This window comes from Niveispirillum sp. GW835-FHT14G11, assembly GCF_058793615.1.
This window is the reverse complement of record NZ_JBXAFZ010000008.1, coordinates 262,637-276,802: the sequence shown is the minus strand read 5'-3', so window position 1 is coordinate 276,802 and position 14,166 is coordinate 262,637. Positions and strand designations below refer to the sequence as shown.

At 64.0% G+C, this 14,166-nt stretch carries 15 protein-coding genes; 4 read left to right on the top strand and 11 right to left on the bottom strand.

The genetic code is table 11. The features are described from left to right. Positions 1-4: 4 nt before the first annotated feature. Positions 5-565 (bottom strand): peptide deformylase, encoded by a 561-nt coding sequence (def, locus tag AC1Q7F_RS16730; RefSeq protein WP_492508849.1) that lies wholly within the window; start codon positions 563-565, stop codon positions 5-7. A 299-nt stretch (positions 566-864) separates the two neighbouring features. Between def and rpsU the strand changes: the two genes are divergently transcribed. After that, positions 865-1,068: a 30S ribosomal protein S21 gene (rpsU, locus tag AC1Q7F_RS16725; protein WP_054168849.1), complete on the top strand. Its 204-nt coding sequence runs from the start codon at positions 865-867 to the stop codon at positions 1,066-1,068. Positions 1,069-1,215: 147 nt separating this feature from the next. Then, positions 1,216-2,058 carry an AraC family transcriptional regulator gene (locus AC1Q7F_RS16720; protein ID WP_492508847.1) on the top strand — a complete coding sequence of 281 codons (843 nt, stop codon included), beginning with the start codon at positions 1,216-1,218 and terminating at the stop codon, positions 2,056-2,058. Here AC1Q7F_RS16720 and AC1Q7F_RS16715 read toward each other — a convergent pair. The 4 genes from AC1Q7F_RS16715 to AC1Q7F_RS16700 form a co-directional block, all read right to left on the bottom strand. Then, positions 2,017-2,613 carry a LysE family translocator gene (locus AC1Q7F_RS16715; RefSeq protein ID WP_492508845.1) on the bottom strand — a complete coding sequence of 199 codons (597 nt, stop codon included), beginning with the start codon at positions 2,611-2,613 and terminating at the stop codon, positions 2,017-2,019. The genes AC1Q7F_RS16720 and AC1Q7F_RS16715 overlap by 42 nt on opposite strands. 124 nt (positions 2,614-2,737) lie before the next feature. Beyond that, positions 2,738-5,053 carry a TonB-dependent receptor gene (locus AC1Q7F_RS16710; RefSeq protein WP_492508843.1) on the bottom strand — a complete coding sequence of 772 codons (2,316 nt, stop codon included), beginning with the start codon at positions 5,051-5,053 and terminating at the stop codon, positions 2,738-2,740. 265 nt (positions 5,054-5,318) lie between these two features. Then, positions 5,319-5,693, bottom strand: a complete 375-nt coding sequence (locus tag AC1Q7F_RS16705; protein WP_492508842.1) for an HNH endonuclease signature motif containing protein — start codon at positions 5,691-5,693, stop codon at positions 5,319-5,321. A gap of 16 nt (positions 5,694-5,709) precedes the next feature. Beyond that, the gene (locus AC1Q7F_RS16700; protein WP_492508839.1) at positions 5,710-6,465 is read right to left on the bottom strand and encodes a superoxide dismutase; all 756 of its coding nucleotides are present in this window, start codon (positions 6,463-6,465) and stop codon (positions 5,710-5,712) included. 103 nt (positions 6,466-6,568) lie between these two features. Here AC1Q7F_RS16700 and AC1Q7F_RS16695 point away from each other — a divergent pair, with 103 nt between their 5' ends. Then, positions 6,569-7,144, top strand: a complete 576-nt coding sequence (locus AC1Q7F_RS16695) for a pseudouridine synthase (RefSeq protein ID WP_492508837.1) — start codon at positions 6,569-6,571, stop codon at positions 7,142-7,144. A 65-nt stretch (positions 7,145-7,209) separates the two neighbouring features. Here the strand turns inward: AC1Q7F_RS16695 and AC1Q7F_RS16690 are convergent, their stop codons facing one another. After that, on the bottom strand, positions 7,210-8,505 hold the full coding sequence (locus AC1Q7F_RS16690) for a cation:proton antiporter (RefSeq protein WP_492508835.1): 1,296 nt from the start codon (positions 8,503-8,505) through the stop codon (positions 7,210-7,212). A gap of 168 nt (positions 8,506-8,673) precedes the next feature. On the opposite strand from AC1Q7F_RS16690, the gene AC1Q7F_RS16685 reads away from it, so the two are divergent. Further along, on the top strand, positions 8,674-9,159 hold the full coding sequence (locus tag AC1Q7F_RS16685) for an MAPEG family protein (RefSeq protein WP_492508833.1): 486 nt from the start codon (positions 8,674-8,676) through the stop codon (positions 9,157-9,159). 1 nt (position 9,160) lies between these two features. On the opposite strand, the gene AC1Q7F_RS16680 is transcribed toward AC1Q7F_RS16685, so the two are convergent. The 5 genes from AC1Q7F_RS16680 to AC1Q7F_RS16660 all read right to left on the bottom strand — a co-directional run bounded on the left by AC1Q7F_RS16680 (position 9,161) and on the right by AC1Q7F_RS16660 (position 14,090). Next, the gene (locus AC1Q7F_RS16680) at positions 9,161-9,607 is read right to left on the bottom strand and encodes a VOC family protein (RefSeq protein ID WP_492508831.1); all 447 of its coding nucleotides are present in this window, start codon (positions 9,605-9,607) and stop codon (positions 9,161-9,163) included. An 82-nt stretch (positions 9,608-9,689) separates the two neighbouring features. Further along, positions 9,690-10,937 carry an RNA polymerase sigma factor gene (locus tag AC1Q7F_RS16675; protein WP_492508829.1) on the bottom strand — a complete coding sequence of 416 codons (1,248 nt, stop codon included), beginning with the start codon at positions 10,935-10,937 and terminating at the stop codon, positions 9,690-9,692. Beyond that, positions 10,934-11,311 (bottom strand): YciI family protein, encoded by a 378-nt coding sequence (locus tag AC1Q7F_RS16670; protein ID WP_492508827.1) that lies wholly within the window; start codon positions 11,309-11,311, stop codon positions 10,934-10,936. Before AC1Q7F_RS16670 ends, AC1Q7F_RS16675 begins: the two co-directional genes overlap by 4 nt. Positions 11,312-11,391: 80 nt before the next feature. Then, positions 11,392-13,488, bottom strand: coding sequence for a peptidase domain-containing ABC transporter (locus AC1Q7F_RS16665; protein ID WP_492508825.1), 2,097 nt, complete (start codon positions 13,486-13,488; stop codon positions 11,392-11,394). Continuing rightward, a complete protein-coding gene (locus AC1Q7F_RS16660; RefSeq protein WP_492508823.1) occupies positions 13,485-14,090 on the bottom strand; it encodes a hypothetical protein in 606 nt (201 codons plus the stop codon). Before AC1Q7F_RS16660 ends, AC1Q7F_RS16665 begins: the two co-directional genes overlap by 4 nt. Positions 14,091-14,166 lie beyond the last annotated feature (76 nt).

Below are 14,166 nucleotides of genomic sequence, written 5' to 3'. Positions count from 1 at the left end.
GGCGTCAGCCGGCCGGGGCCAGCACATCGGGGCCGAAAAATTTCTGCTCTTCAGTGTAGGTCAGCGTGGCCAGCCCCTCCATGCGGTCCAGATAGAGGACGGCGTCCAGATGGTCCAGCTCATGCTGGATCACCCGCGCATGGGTGTTGGCGGCCTCGCGTTCCACCAAGTTTCCGTCCAGATCATAGCCCCGGTAGCGGATATGGCGATAGCGCGGCACGACGCCGCGCAATCCTGGAATGGACAGGCACCCCTCCCATCCCAGCACCGTCTCCGTACCGAGGGCCAGGAATTCCGGATTGATCAGCACCTGCGGCCCCATGGGCGCGTCACCGGGATCGCCCGATGCGCGTTCCGGCGGCACGCGGAAGACGATGATGCGCCGGGGCACGTCAATCTGCGGGGCGGCCAGGCCGATGCCGGGTGCCGCGAACATCGTCTCCACCATGTCCGCCGCCAGTTGCCGCAAGCCATCGTCGAAACCGCCGGCCGTGGGCACGGGGATCGGATCGGCCACGCGGCGCAGGACGGGGTTGCCCATGCGGACGATGGGAAGCACGGCCATGGAAAAGGCTCCGGAACAGGGGGCGATTCGGGTTATACAGGCATTGTGCGGGTCCGGCGCCGAGGATGCAAGGCAAGGAAAACCGGCCCCCAGCGGGTCGCATGCCGGCCATTCCGTGTGAATCTGCACAAAGCCGTGCGGCGGGTCTTCACAACGGCCCAACCCATGTGTATAAACCCGGCGACTGGATCGGGCGACAGCGCGACCTTTAGGGTCTCGTGTTGCCTCTTCTTTGTTTTCAACCTTCCGCGTAGCGTCGGTTTCGCCGGCCCAGCGCACCAGTTTGGAGTGGATGTCCCGTGCAAGTTCTGGTTCGTGATAACAACGTCGATCAGGCACTGCGCGCGCTGAAGAAGAAGATGCAGCGTGAGGGCATCTTCCGCGAAATGAAGCTGCGCCGCAATTATGAGAAGCCGTCGGAGAAGCGCGCTCGCGAGAAGGCGGAAGCCGTTCGGCGCGCCCGCAAGCTGCTGCGTAAGCGTCTGGAGCGCGAGGGCTACTAATAGCCCTCCCCGTCCACCGGACGGGTTCCAGTCGGTCCTTTTGGACTACGGGATTGAATGCCGCCCCTGGGAATGCCCGTGGGCGGCTTTTGGTCTTTTAAGGCTTGGGTTATGATCGGGGCCTTATTCCCGACTCATCCGGATCCGATGCCCCGCCGCCCCACCGATCCCCATATCTTCTGGCGCGACCCCGCCCTGCCGCATCTGGAAGCGCGGGCGGTCATGGATGGACGCACGGTCTGCTATGTCCCGCATTCTCACCCCACCTTCTCCATCGGCGCCATCACCGGCGGGCACAGCGACTATCTGACGGGTGACGAACGGCACGCGGCGTTCGAGGGCACGGTTGTGCTGATGAACCCGGAAATGGTGCATGCCTGCAACCCGGTGGATGACCAGCCCTGGTCGTACCGCATGCTCTATGCCGATACGGGCTGGCTGGCGCGGGTGCAGGGGGAGGTGACGTTCCGGCCCTATGGGGCGGTGATCAGCCGTGACCCCGCACTCTATGCCGACCTGATGGCCCTGTTCGACCGGCTGTTTGATGAAGGGGCGGGGGTGGCGGCCAAGGCGGCGGCGGCGCAGGCCTTCTTCACCGGCTTGGGGGGCCGTGTCGATGGGCCCGGGGTTGCCGTCCGCGACGAGCATGCGGCCCTGTCCCGGGCCGCCGAGCATATCGCGCTTCATTGCACGCGGGAATTGCGGGTGGAGGAGGTGGCGGCGGCTTGCGGCCTGTCGCCCTCCTACCTGATCCGGGCGTTCAAGGCGCGCTATGGCCTGACCCCGCACGCCTATCAGACCAATCTGCGGATCCGTGCGGGCCAGGAGGGGCTGCGCCAGGGCCAGCCCATCGTCGAGGTGGCGCTGGAGACCGGATTCGCCGACCAGGCGCATTTCCAGCGCGTGTTCAAGGCGCATACGGCGGCCACACCGGGGCAGTATGCGCAGTCAATGCCCGGCCAGCATGGCGACTGCACCCAGCGCCAATAGGGCGGCCATCACCCGGTTGAATATCCGCATCCGGTCAGGTTCTCCCAGCGCCCGCGACAGCTGCGCGCCGGCAAAGGCCCAGAGCGCGATGGAGAGGTAGCAGATGGCGAAATACAGGCCGGCGAAGGTCAGCACCGTCACCATGCCGCCGGCCAGCCCATAGGCGCCCATGCCGGCCACCGCTGCGATCCAGGCCTTGGGGTTCAGCCATTGCAGGCTGGCCCCGGCCCAGAGCGAGGGCGGGGACGAGATTTCAGCCGCCGCCATGCCGCCATCGGCCCGCCAGAGCCGTCCGGCCAGGTAGAGCATGAAGCCCGTTCCCAGGACGCGCATGATGGTGTCCAGCAGCGGCAGCCGCGCCACCGCCTCCGCCATGCCGATCCCGGCCAGCAGCAGCAATGCTGTAAAGCCCACCGTGGCGCCCGTCACGAAGCCCAGGCTGCGCCGGAACCCGTGATGCACGCCGCTGGCCAGCGCCAGGCTGTTGACCGGGCCGGGGGTGATGGAGGCAACGAGGGCGAAGCTGGCCATGGCCAGCAGCAGGGTGGCGGTCATGAAGGGGCTCCGGGTTGATGACACCCGGTTATGGCCGTGGGGCCAAACCCCGTATTGAAGGAAACTGACTTCATCCCCGTCCCCGGTGATCATCACCGGGGACGGGGATCAGTCGTCGCGGGGGTTAGAATTTCGCCCCCAGGGTCACGCCCCATTCACGCGGGCGGCCATAGGAGACCTCGGCCAAACCGAAGGCGCCGCTGGCATTGCCCGACACGAAATAGCGCCGGTCGGTGACGTTGGTGGCGAACAGGGCCAGGGTCCAGCTGTCGTCCGGCGACGTATAGGTCAACCGGCTATTGACGATGCCATAGCCGGACTGCGCCACCAGTTCGGTATTGGCCACGTCATTGTAGAATTTGGAATAGGCCGACAGGTCGCCGCGCAGGCTCAGCGTGCTGCCGTCACCCAGGAAATAGGTATATTGCAGGCCCGTGCTGGCCGTCCATTTCGGGGTCTTCACGAACTTGGCCGCCTTGGTGATGGGCAACACCTGGGTGGGGCCCAGGCCCGTGCCCACCTCATCATATTGCGCGTCGGTGTAGCCGACGGCTAGGTCGAAATCGAGGCCCTTGGCCGGCTTTGCCCGCACTTCCAGTTCCGCCCCCTTGATGGTGCCCTTGGCGGCGTTGGCCACAAAGTTGCGCGGCGTCTGGTTCACCGTCAGCTGGATATTGTCGTACTTGCTGAGATAGCCCGCGACATTGACGATTAGCCGGTTGTTCAGCCAGCCGGTCTTGGCCCCGACTTCATAGGTCCAGATGGTTTCCGGCTCGTACTGCGTCACTTCCGACTCGTCCGCCAGCGGGCGGGCATTGTAGCCGCCGCTCTTGAAGCCCTTGCCGGCTGAGGCATAGAGCAGGGCGTCGTCGCCCGCCTTGTATTCCAGCCCCAGCTTCGGCGTAAACGCGTTCCAGTTGCCGGACCGCTGCACATTGGTGAACACCACCTGATCGCGCTGACGGCGGTTGAAGACGGAGATCCATTTCTTGTCGCGGTTCCAGCGGGCGCCGGCCGTAACCGACAGATCGTCGGTCAGCTTGAAATTACCCTGCCCGAACGCCGCGTAGGAGGTGTTGTCGATACGGTTCAGGATCAAGGTGGCGGGCGACAGGGGCGGCCCCAGCGGCGGCCACAGGCCCATGGCCAGATCGGCACGGGCGTTGTCGGTGCCTTCCTCCGTGAAGTAATAGACACCACCCACCCAGGTGAAGCGTCCATCCATGCCGTCGCCACTCAACTGGAATTCCTGGCTGAACTGCCATTGGTCATCGTCGTTGAAGGTCTCGCGATAGGTGAAGGGCGTGTTGTCGCCGTCGCGGGCGAAGGTGGCCTCCAACTCGCGATAGGCGGTGATGCTCTTGGCCTCCACAGAGCCAAGGTTCCAGGTCAGGGTGCCGGCCAGGCCCCACAGGTCCAGATCATTGACGTTGGGACCGGTGCCCCAGGTGGTGAAGGGGCTGTCGGTGATGAAGGAGGAATTGAGCGTCTTCTGCCCGTTCGGCGCCGTCACGCCGCGCGTCGGGGCCACCAGATTGTTGTAGTTCACCAGGAAGGGCACGCCGGTCAGGCCGGGCGCCGGTGCCACGGCCAGCAGCTTGTTGGGCGCGGAATGTTCGCGGGCCCGCGTCATGTCGCCGACCAGATGGAAATTGATATCTTCCGTAACATTCGCCGACAGCTGCAACCGCGCGCTGTCGGCGTTGCGGTCGCCCATATCCTGCCCGTCGGACAGGCGCCTGGCGTAACCGTCCCGGTTCAGCGACGAAACAGACAGGCGGGTCAATACCTTGCCATCGGCCAGCGGCACATTCACCGTGCCCTTCACATCCAGCCGGTCGAACCGGCCCGTGGTCAGTTCCACCCGGCCGGACAGGGTGTCCGTCGGACGTTGGGTGTTGATCAGCACTGCACCGCCGATGGTGTTCTTACCGAACAAGGTGCCTTGCGGCCCGCGCAGCACCTCCACGCTGGCCAGATCGACCGCATCCATGATGCCGCCGATGGAACGGGCGTAATAGACGCCATCGACATAGAAGCCGACGCCGGGATCGCTGAAGATGGCGAAATCGTTCTGGCCGATGCCACGGATGAACACGGTGGCGTTGTAATTGCCACCCGACAGGGCCGCGGCACCATCAAAGCGGATGTTGGGGGTGAAACGGGCGATATTGTCCAGCGTCTCCACGCTGCGCGCCTCCAACGCTTCGGCCGTGAAGGCCGTGATGGCGACCGGCGTGTCTTGCAGTGCTTCCGCCCGGCGCCGGGCTGTCACCACGATCTCTTCCAGCATGCCGCCATCATTCTGCGCCGGTGCCGTCTGCGCGGCGACAGGGGCGGCCATGGTCAGCATCAGCCCCGTGGTCAGCAGCAGTCGATGGATGGAATGGGCGCGCACGACCCCCTTCGCCGGGCGTACCCGGCGTTCCGCGATAGACATGAAGTTCCTCCCTTGGACGCTCTTATGTTGGCTTGCGTGTGGCTGTGTTTGCACGTTCCAGCCATCGTATGTTTGCATAATGATTATGCTATATTACATTATATCGCGCAAGAGGTAATCTCGGGCCGATATAGTCCGGCGCGCGCGCTGGTTTTGCGGATATTCTTGTGGATATTTAGTTTTAAATATAAACCGTTGTTTATATCAACTATTAAAGCCGTGAAGGCGAAGATTCGGGCCGTGCCGGAGTACCACGTGACGGACGCTAATCCCGATATTTCCTGCCCGCCTTCGCATGGTCTTTCGCCCGGAAGGTCACGGCGGTGAATTCCGGCGGTTTGCGGGCCACCCACTGGATGAAGGCGGCGATATCGGGATGGGCGCGCAGGGCATCCAGGGTGGCATAACCCCGCGCCAGTTCCTTTTCCGACAGTTCGGCATGGATCTTCCGGTGGCAGACGCGGTGCAGCGGCACCGTTTCCCGGCCCCCCTGGCTGCGGGGCAGCAGATGGTGTTCCTCCACGCTGGGTCCCGCGATCAGGGGCCGGCCGCACAAGCCGCAATCCCCCATGACTGTGGCCCCCGGCGCCGAACGCACGGGCAGGGCCAGGTCGGGGGGTAATGGCTTCAGGCGTGTCACGGCCGGTCCCGCATGGTCAGATCGTCTCCCCCTTGGTAATCCGGGCCAGCCGTTCATTCACGGCCTGCCAGTTCACGAGATTCCACCAGGCTGCCAGATAGTCCGCCCGGCGGTTCTGATATTTAAGATAATAGGCATGTTCCCAGACGTCATTGCCCATCAGGACGGGTTTGCCCTCCATCAGCGGCGTATCCTGATCGGGCCTTGCCTGGATCGCCAGCTTGCCGTCGGCTCCCAGCGTCACGAACACCCAGCCGGAACCGAACTGCTTGGTGCCGGCCTCGTTGAAGGCCTTCTTGAAGGCGTCGAACCCGCCGAAGCTGCCATCGATGGCCTTGGCGACGGCGCTGGTGGGGGCACCGCCGGCACCCGGCCCCATGATGGACCAGAACATGGCATGGTTGGCATGGCCGCCGCCATTATTGCGCACGGCCGTGCGCACCGCTTCGGGCAGTTCCGGCAGCTTGGCCAGCAGCTCCGTCAGGGACAGTTTCTGCAACTGCCCGTGATCGGCCAGCGCGTTGTTCAGGTTGGTGACATAGGCCTGGTGATGCTTGCCATGGTGGATCTGCATGGTCTGGGCATCGATATGCGGTTCCAGCGCCGCCGGGACATAGGGCAAGGCGGGCAGCGTATAGGGGGCGGCGTCCTGCGCCATCACGGTTCCGGTGCCGACCATGCCCGCCAGACTGGCGGCAATGCCGGTGGCCAGCACCTGTCGGCGGTCCAGGGCGGGGCCCTGTCCTGGCGGGGCTTTCACAAAACGCGTCATGGTCTGATCCTTCCATTCGTGGTTTGGTGATGCGCCGGGCGACCGCCATCGCCTATACAGCGGGGGGCGACCCTGGACCCACTTTCCACGCAATGCAATTCAGATGACCCGCATCATCCTGTTGAATAAGCCATTCGACCTATTGTGCCAGTTCACGGACGAAGGCACCGGTGCGCGCACGCTGGCCGAATGCGTGGATGTGCCCGATGTCTATCCGGCCGGAAGGCTGGACCGCGACAGCGAGGGGCTGGTAGTGCTGACCGATGATGGCGGCCTGATCGCCCGCATCAGCCAGCCGCGTCATAAATGGCCCAAGACCTATTGCGTGCAGGTGGAGGGCGTGCCGACCGACGCCGCCCTGGAAGCGCTGCGCCAGGGTGTGACCCTGAAGGATGGCCCGACCCTACCGGCCGAGGTGCGGCGGATCGAGGAACCGTCCTGGCTCTGGCCCCGCACCCCGCCCGTGCGCTTCCGGCAATCGATCCCCACAAGCTGGATCGAGATCGTGCTGCGCGAGGGCAAGAACCGTCAGGTCCGGCGCATGACGGCTTCAGTCGGGTTTCCCACCCTGCGCCTGATCCGCCGGGCGGTGGGTGACTGGACCCTGGACGGGCTGGCGCCCGGACAGTGGCGGAAGGCTGCCCCGCCCTGGTCAGGTCGACCCGCAGGCGAGCCCTGACATTCATACAGCAACCGTTGCTTGTCAGGGCTCGGGCTCTGCCCTCGACCTGACCTCCGGCGTTGTTATCTTCTCCATAGCCGCAGGACCGCGTCCACCAGCATGGCGGCGCCCTGCAGCAAAGCCGCGGCGACCCGGTTGAGCAGGGCGATCTCTCCGCGATAAATCTGGGCCAGGGCGCCGCGCATGCTGCCGATGCCGCCTTCGGCCAGGACATGGAAGCGCCGGGCGCTGACCAGCCAGATGGGGCTGAACAGCCAGGACAGCGCGATCACCGTCACGGCCATCTGTTGCGCATCCTTGTCGATGGCGCCGATCGACAGGCCGGCGGCGGCCAGCACGAAGCTGAACTCGCCCAGGCTGCCCATGATCACGCCGGCCGGAAAGGCCCGCTCCCACGGTTCACCCAGCAGATGCAGGGTGCCGACATTGATGGCCGACTTCACCGCCGTCACCACGAACAGCAGCAGCAGCACCTCCCCCAGATGGGTCCAGGCGAAGGACAGGTCGATCAGCAGCCCGATGGACAGGAAGAACACCACGATCAGCACCGACTGGATCGGGTGGGTGGCGCGCAGCGACCGGGCGCGGCCATCGGAATTGCCCAGCATGAAGCCGGCCACAAAGGCGCCGAACGCCGCCGACAGGCCCATCACCCCCGACGCGGCGGCCAGGGTGAAGCAGAAGGCGAGGGCTGCCAGCGGAATGACCTCATGGTTGCGCTTGAACCATTCACCATAGGGGACGGTCAGCCGCTCGTGCCGCGACAGGAACCAGACCAGCCCGCCCAGCGCCGCCATGGCGGCACCCAGCTTGAACAGTACCGCGGCCGACAGGCCCCCGCCGCTGCCCATGCCGTTGGTGATCAGCAGCAGCGGCACGAAGGCCAGATCCTGGGCGATCAGCACACCGATGGTGACGCGGCCCGTCTCGGTCTTCAGTTCCCCCATATCCTCCAGCATCTTGATGGCCACGGCCGTGCCCGACAGCGCCATGATGAAACCCATGACGATGGCGCGCGGCCAAGGCCAGCCCAGCAGCAATCCCGCCAGGCCGGTGACCAGCAGCGACAGCCCGATCTGGCAGGCCACGGCGGCCAGCGCCACCTTCCACACCGCCTGGAACGCCTTCACCGACAATTCCATGCCGACCAGGAACAGCAGCATCAGCACGCCTAGCTCCGCCAGGGTGGTGATGCTCTCCGACGATTGCACCAGCCCGAATCCGCCCGGCCCCAGCACGATGCCCGCCACGATATAGCCGACGATGGCCGGCTGTTTCAGGCGCGACAAGGCCAGCCCGCAGAGCAGAGCCACGGAAGTGACGATGGCAATCCCGGTCAGGTCGAAATGATGCTCCAACGGCTTTTCCCAGGGTTCCGGAAGGGTGTGGGGTCAGTTTCCCCGCCGGGACGCGGCATCGCAACCATCAATTGATGGGGGATGGGGCCGATCGGGCGATGGCACAGGGGGATGCCCGGTCGGGTCGCAAAGTTGCTATGATCGCGCTGGATCGGATAGGGGGGGCTGATGAATCCTGGACACGTACGGCTATGGATTCTGGGCCAGATGCTGGCGGCCCTTGGGGCATCGGCGACCTTCTTCCTGGCCTTCTGGCCAGCGGATGGCGGTCCGGTGGCCCCACCCGGCGGCATGCGCTGGCTTTGCCTGTCGGCGCTGCCGTTGGCCGGTTGCATCCTGTGGATGTTCAGTGCCCGCTATATAAACGGGCGGCTGATCGACGGGGCGATCCCGGTGGCAGGGGAGGGGGCGTCGCTGGTGCGAAGCTGCCTCACCAACACGGCCGAACAGACGCTGCTGCATCTGCTGGCCATGCTGGCGGTCATGGACATGCCGGGGGCCGGTAGGCTGATCCCGGCACTGTCGGTGCAGTTTGTGACGGCGCGGGTTTTGTTCGTGGCCGGCTACGCCGTCGACCCGGCATTGCGGGCTTTCGGCTTCGCCTTCACTTTCTACCCGACGCTGTTCGTCCTGGTCATGCGGGTGCTGGCCTAGGTCAGTTGCCGTTGGTGACCACCGCCCCCGGCTTGCTGGGCGTGGACAGGGACCAGAGATGACCGAACGGGTCGCGGACCTGGCCATAGCGGTCGCCCCAGAACATGTCGGCGGGCGGCATGGCCGGCGTGGCGCCGGCGGCGGTGGCCTGGGCGAAGGCGGCGTCCACGTCGGCCACGGTCAGATGCAGGGTGACAGGACCGCGGGCCGGGAATTCCGTCGGCGTGCCACCGCAATATTCCGGGAAATCGTCGCACAGCATCAGCGGCCCGCCATTGACCAGCAATTGGGCATGCATCAGCCGTCTGCCATCCTCGGCGGGCATTTCCATGATCTTGGTGGCGCCAAAGGCGCGGACATAGAAATCAATGGCCTCGCGGGCGCCATTGACCACCAGATGGGGGATGACGCCGGTGGTGTTGTGGGCGTATTCGGGCTTCTCGGTCATGGTTTCCTCCGTGGATTGGGAAAGGGATAATAGAACAAGGATGAACCGTCCGCGCCCGTTCCGACAACGACGTCGAAAAAATTCACGGACCCTGCAAGCCGTCCAGAATCTGGCGGATATGGGCGGCTTCCGCCGGGCTGTGGGCCAGCGCGATGGCCCGGCCGAAGGCGTCGCGTGCCTCCGCCATACGGCCCAGCTGCTTCAGCAATCCGCCGCGCAGCCCATGGAAATGGAAATAGCCGGACAGCCGGTCGCCCAGCGGCTCTACCATGGCGAGCGCCGCCTCCGCCCCCCGTGCCTTCGACACCGCAACAGCGCGGTTCAGGGTGACGACGGGGGAGGGGGACAGGGCCTCCAGCCCGCCATAGAGCAGGTCGATCTGGGCCCAGTCGGTCTCGGCGGCACTGGCGGCGCGGGCATGCAGCGCGGCGATGGCGGCCTGGATCTGATAGGGGCCGGTGCGGCGGTGGCGCACCGCCTTGTCCAGCAAGGCCAGCCCCTCATGGATGGCGGGCCGGTGCCACAGGGTGCGGTCCTGATCCTCCAGCAGCACGACCGACCCGTCAGGCGCGAAGCGGGCGGCGCGGCGGGCATGCTGCAACAGCATCAGGGCCAGCAGCCCCATGATCTCCGGTTCCGCCGGGAACAGGCGCAGCAGCAACCGGCCCAGGCGGATCGCCTCCTCACACAGCGGCGCGCGGGCCGGCTGTTCCTCCGCCCCGGCCGAATAGCCCTCGTTGAAGACCAGATAGACCATGGCGGCAACAGGCCCCAGCCGTTCCGGCCGGTCGGCGGCGCCGGGCGCCTCGAACGGGACCGGGTTGCTGGCGATGCGGGCCTTGGCGCGGGTGATGCGCTGTTCCATGGCGCTGTCGCCCACCAGGAAGGCACGGGCAATCTGCTTCACCGACAGGCCCGATACGATGCGCAGGGCGAGCGCGATCTGCTGTGTGGCCGGCAGGTCCGGGTGACAGCAGATGAACAGGAGGCGCAGGACATCGTCGCGGTAATCCGCCTCGTCCAGCCGACCCACGAGTTCCGCTTCCTTGTCCGACAGGTCGGAGAGCGGCGTATCATCCTCGGGCAGGGCGACGTGGCGGGAGCGCACACGGGTCTGGTCGATGCCGGCATTGCGGCCCACCATGATCAGCCAGGCGGCCGTATCGCGCGGCGGCCCGTTCTTCGGCCAGGATGACAGGGCGCGCAATGCTGCTTCCTGGAACGCCTCCTCCGCCAGGTCCAGATCACGGAAATAGCGCAGCAGCGCCCCCACCGCCTGGGGCCGGGCCGCTGCCAGGGCGGCATTGATCCAGCCTGTATCCGTGCTCATGGTGACAGCGGCCCCCCCGGCATGAACAAGGCCACGGGCCGAATTTCATAACAGCCCTTGCCGGGATTGGCGGCGGCCAGTTCGCGTGCCCTATCCAGTGCCTCCTCCAGCCCCTCGCAATCGACGATATAGAAGCCCAGAAGCTGCTCCTTGGTCTCCGCGAAGGGGCCGTCCAGGATCAGCGGCTCCTCCTTGCCCTTGCGCAGGGTGGCGGCGGCGGTGGTCGGCATCAGGCGGGCGACGGGGCCCAGCTTGCCCTTGTCCGCCCAGCCTTGCTGCACCTTGCCCAGCCGGTCCATGACGATGGCGTCTTCTTCGGGCGTCCAGGCGCCGACATAATCTTCTTCATTATAGCACAGGATGGCGTACAGCATGGTTGGACCCTCCCTTCGTTCTCATAGGACGGGGAAGTATGCCGCGTGCCGACAGGGGCGTTCAGAAAAATATCGCCGCCCTATTCCGCGGCCACCTTGGTGGTCGGTGCCTCATGCAGCCGCCCGCCTGCCAACACCAGCACGCGACCCGCCGCCGCAATGGTTTCGGGCCGGTGGGCGATGGTGATGCGGGTGATGCCCAGAGCGGCGATATGCTGATTCACCTCCCGCTCCTTGGCGACGTCCAGGTGACTGGTGCCTTCATCCATGATCAGGATGCGCGGGCGGCGATACAGCGCCCGGGCCAGCAGCAGGCGCTGCTTCTGTCCACCCGAAAGGCCGGTGCCCATTTCCCCTACCAGGGTGTTGTAATTCATCGGCATGGCCATGATCTCCGCATCGATGCCAGACATCGTGGCGCATTGGCGCATTCGCCCCATGTCGGGGGCGGCCTCGAAGAAGGTGATGTTCTCGGCCAGCGATCCGGTCAGCAGCACATCATCCTGCATCACCACACCGATTTGTGACCGCAGGGCCACGGGGCCGATATGGTCGGCGGGCACGCCATCGAACAGCACCTCCCCTGCCGACGGCCGGAACAGGCCCAGCATGACCTTCAGCAACGTGGTCTTGCCGCCGCCCGACGGGCCGGTGATGGCGATGAACTCGCCCGGCGCCACTTCCAGGTCGATACCGCTGATCACGTCGGGCTCCGTCTCCGCATAGCGATAAGACACAGCCTTCAGCGTGACACCGCCCTTCAGTTCATGCGGGATCAGCGGGTCGGTGGCGTCGCTCTCCAGGCCCTTTTCCTTCTCCGTCAAGGCGATATCGGCGATGCGGTCCAGATGCAGGTCCAGCATGCGATAGGAGATGGCGGTTTCCAGCAGCTTGGTCGCCTTGTCCAGGAACTGGCCCTTATAGCTCATGAAGGCATAGAGCATGCCGATGGTGATCTGGTTGTCCATGGCAAGCCCGGCCCCGACATAGATGGTCAGGATGTTTTCCAGCCCATAGATCAGGCCATTGGCGCCGCTGAACCCGATATTCAACTGGCCCAGCCCGACCCCGCGCGTGATGACCTGTGCATAACGGTTCTGCCATGTCGCTTCGCGCTCCGTCTCATGCCCGAAAATCTTGATGGTCTGGATGGCGCGGGCGCTTTCGATGAAGCTGGACTGCTCCTTGGCGCTGGCGGCAATCACCTCCTCCTCCCGCATCCGCAGCAGGCGGTAGGAGACGAGCCGCAGGGTGGTATAGAGCGCCAGGGCCACCAGCACGATGGCCGCCAGCTTGGCGCTGTAGATGAAGATCATCACCAGGGTGACGATCGCCATCACCCCATCGACCAGGGCGGCCACCAGCCCATTGGTGATCAGGTCGCGGATGGGACGGGTGGAGCCGAACCGGCTGACCAGATCGCCGATATGGCGTTTTTCGAACCAATCCAGGGGCAGGCGCAGCAGATGGTGGAACAGGTTGGTGCCCATCTGATGGTTGATCAGGCCGCCCAGCACCAGCAGCACGCGGGAGCGCAACCAATCGGCCACCAGCTTGACAAGGGTGAACAGGCCGAACCCGATGGCCAGCGCCAGCAGAAGGTTGCCATCGCCCTTCAGCACCGCCTCATCCACGGCGATCTGCATATAGAACGGGCTGGCGACGACGAATAATTGCAACACGATGGACAGGACCAGCGCCTGCGCCAGCGCGGTCTTCATGCCCGCGATGCGGCCCCAGAGGGAGGAAAGCGGCAGGCGGGAACGTTCCTTTCGTTTCTCGAACGCGGAGGTGGGCGTCAGTTCCAGGGCCACGCCGGTGAAATGCTGCTCCACCTCGGCCACGGTCATCCGGCGTTCGCCCCTGGCCGGGTCCAGGATGGTGATGCGGTCGCCCTTCACCTTGGCCAGAACCACGAAATGGTTCATGTCCCAGTGCAGGATCGCCGGCAGTTTCAGGTCTTTCAGCTGCGCCGGTTCCAGCCGCAGCCCCCGCCCGCTGAAGCTCAGTTTTTGGGCCATCAACAGGATCTGCTTCATCGTTGTCCCCTTCAGGGAAATGGAGAAACGACGGCGCAGGGCAGGCAGGTCCGTTTCGTAGCCATGATGGTTAGACACCATGGCGAGGCAGGCAAGGCCGCACTCCGAGGCTTCGGATTGGAGGATAGAAATTTTCACGGCACGCCATTCTTTAAAAGAATCCTAACTAATTTCTCAACCGCAGGTGCGGTGTTTGCGATCATGTGGCTTACTGAAACCATGAGAATGGCAGATCGCCATCCCGCATGTCGTTGCCAAACATAAAACATATAGGAAAAGGCAATAAACGATACCGTTTGGTATGGTGTTGACCACCCCCATGGATAGTGCATTATGCCGCCAGTCATAATTCCACATAAAATAGAAAAAACAGCAGCATTGAATACACGGCGAAAAGTCAGGAATATAAACCCAATAACTATCGTCTCTATAAATGGCGAGATAAAAATTATCCAGAAAACACGAAAATACGTGTTATTTGTGGGATTTTTTGCTTCGTCCGTGAATATGAAATTAATGAATATAGAATATACTAAATTTAATGCTATTAGAATGGCGCCAAGGCTGGCGCTCTTTTTCCATGAAAAAAATTCTGAGCCCGACTTTGGCGGGCCCAGAAAGTTTATGGCATCTGAAATTTTATTCATAATTTCGTTCTTAGAAATTGTTACCTCCCCATGTATTGCCCATTGCATCGACATTCTCATAATTGGGTGTTCCGCCCCAATGATCAGATGCATGATCAACCCATGCTGAAATCGCTTCGACACCTAGGTCATAAAGGACCTCCTTGGCCAACTCTTTCATCCAATTACC

What these genes read in the sequence shown, in the direction of transcription:
- def (WP_492508849.1), bottom strand. Translation starts at nt 565, where the DNA reads ATGGCCGTGCTTCCCATCGTCCGCATGGGCAACCCCGTCCTGCGCCGC.
- AC1Q7F_RS16720 (WP_492508847.1), top strand. Translation starts at nt 1,216, where the DNA reads ATGCCCCGCCGCCCCACCGATCCCCATATCTTCTGGCGCGACCCCGCC.
- AC1Q7F_RS16715 (WP_492508845.1), bottom strand. Translation starts at nt 2,613, where the DNA reads ATGACCGCCACCCTGCTGCTGGCCATGGCCAGCTTCGCCCTCGTTGCC.
- AC1Q7F_RS16710 (WP_492508843.1), bottom strand. Translation starts at nt 5,053, where the DNA reads ATGTCTATCGCGGAACGCCGGGTACGCCCGGCGAAGGGGGTCGTGCGC.
- AC1Q7F_RS16700 (WP_492508839.1), bottom strand. Translation starts at nt 6,465, where the DNA reads ATGACGCGTTTTGTGAAAGCCCCGCCAGGACAGGGCCCCGCCCTGGAC.
- AC1Q7F_RS16695 (WP_492508837.1), top strand. Translation starts at nt 6,569, where the DNA reads ATGACCCGCATCATCCTGTTGAATAAGCCATTCGACCTATTGTGCCAG.
- AC1Q7F_RS16685 (WP_492508833.1), top strand. Translation starts at nt 8,674, where the DNA reads ATGAATCCTGGACACGTACGGCTATGGATTCTGGGCCAGATGCTGGCG.
- AC1Q7F_RS16680 (WP_492508831.1), bottom strand. Translation starts at nt 9,607, where the DNA reads ATGACCGAGAAGCCCGAATACGCCCACAACACCACCGGCGTCATCCCC.
- AC1Q7F_RS16675 (WP_492508829.1), bottom strand. Translation starts at nt 10,937, where the DNA reads ATGAGCACGGATACAGGCTGGATCAATGCCGCCCTGGCAGCGGCCCGG.
- AC1Q7F_RS16670 (WP_492508827.1), bottom strand. Translation starts at nt 11,311, where the DNA reads ATGCTGTACGCCATCCTGTGCTATAATGAAGAAGATTATGTCGGCGCC.
- AC1Q7F_RS16660 (WP_492508823.1), bottom strand. Translation starts at nt 14,090, where the DNA reads ATGCATCTGATCATTGGGGCGGAACACCCAATTATGAGAATGTCGATG.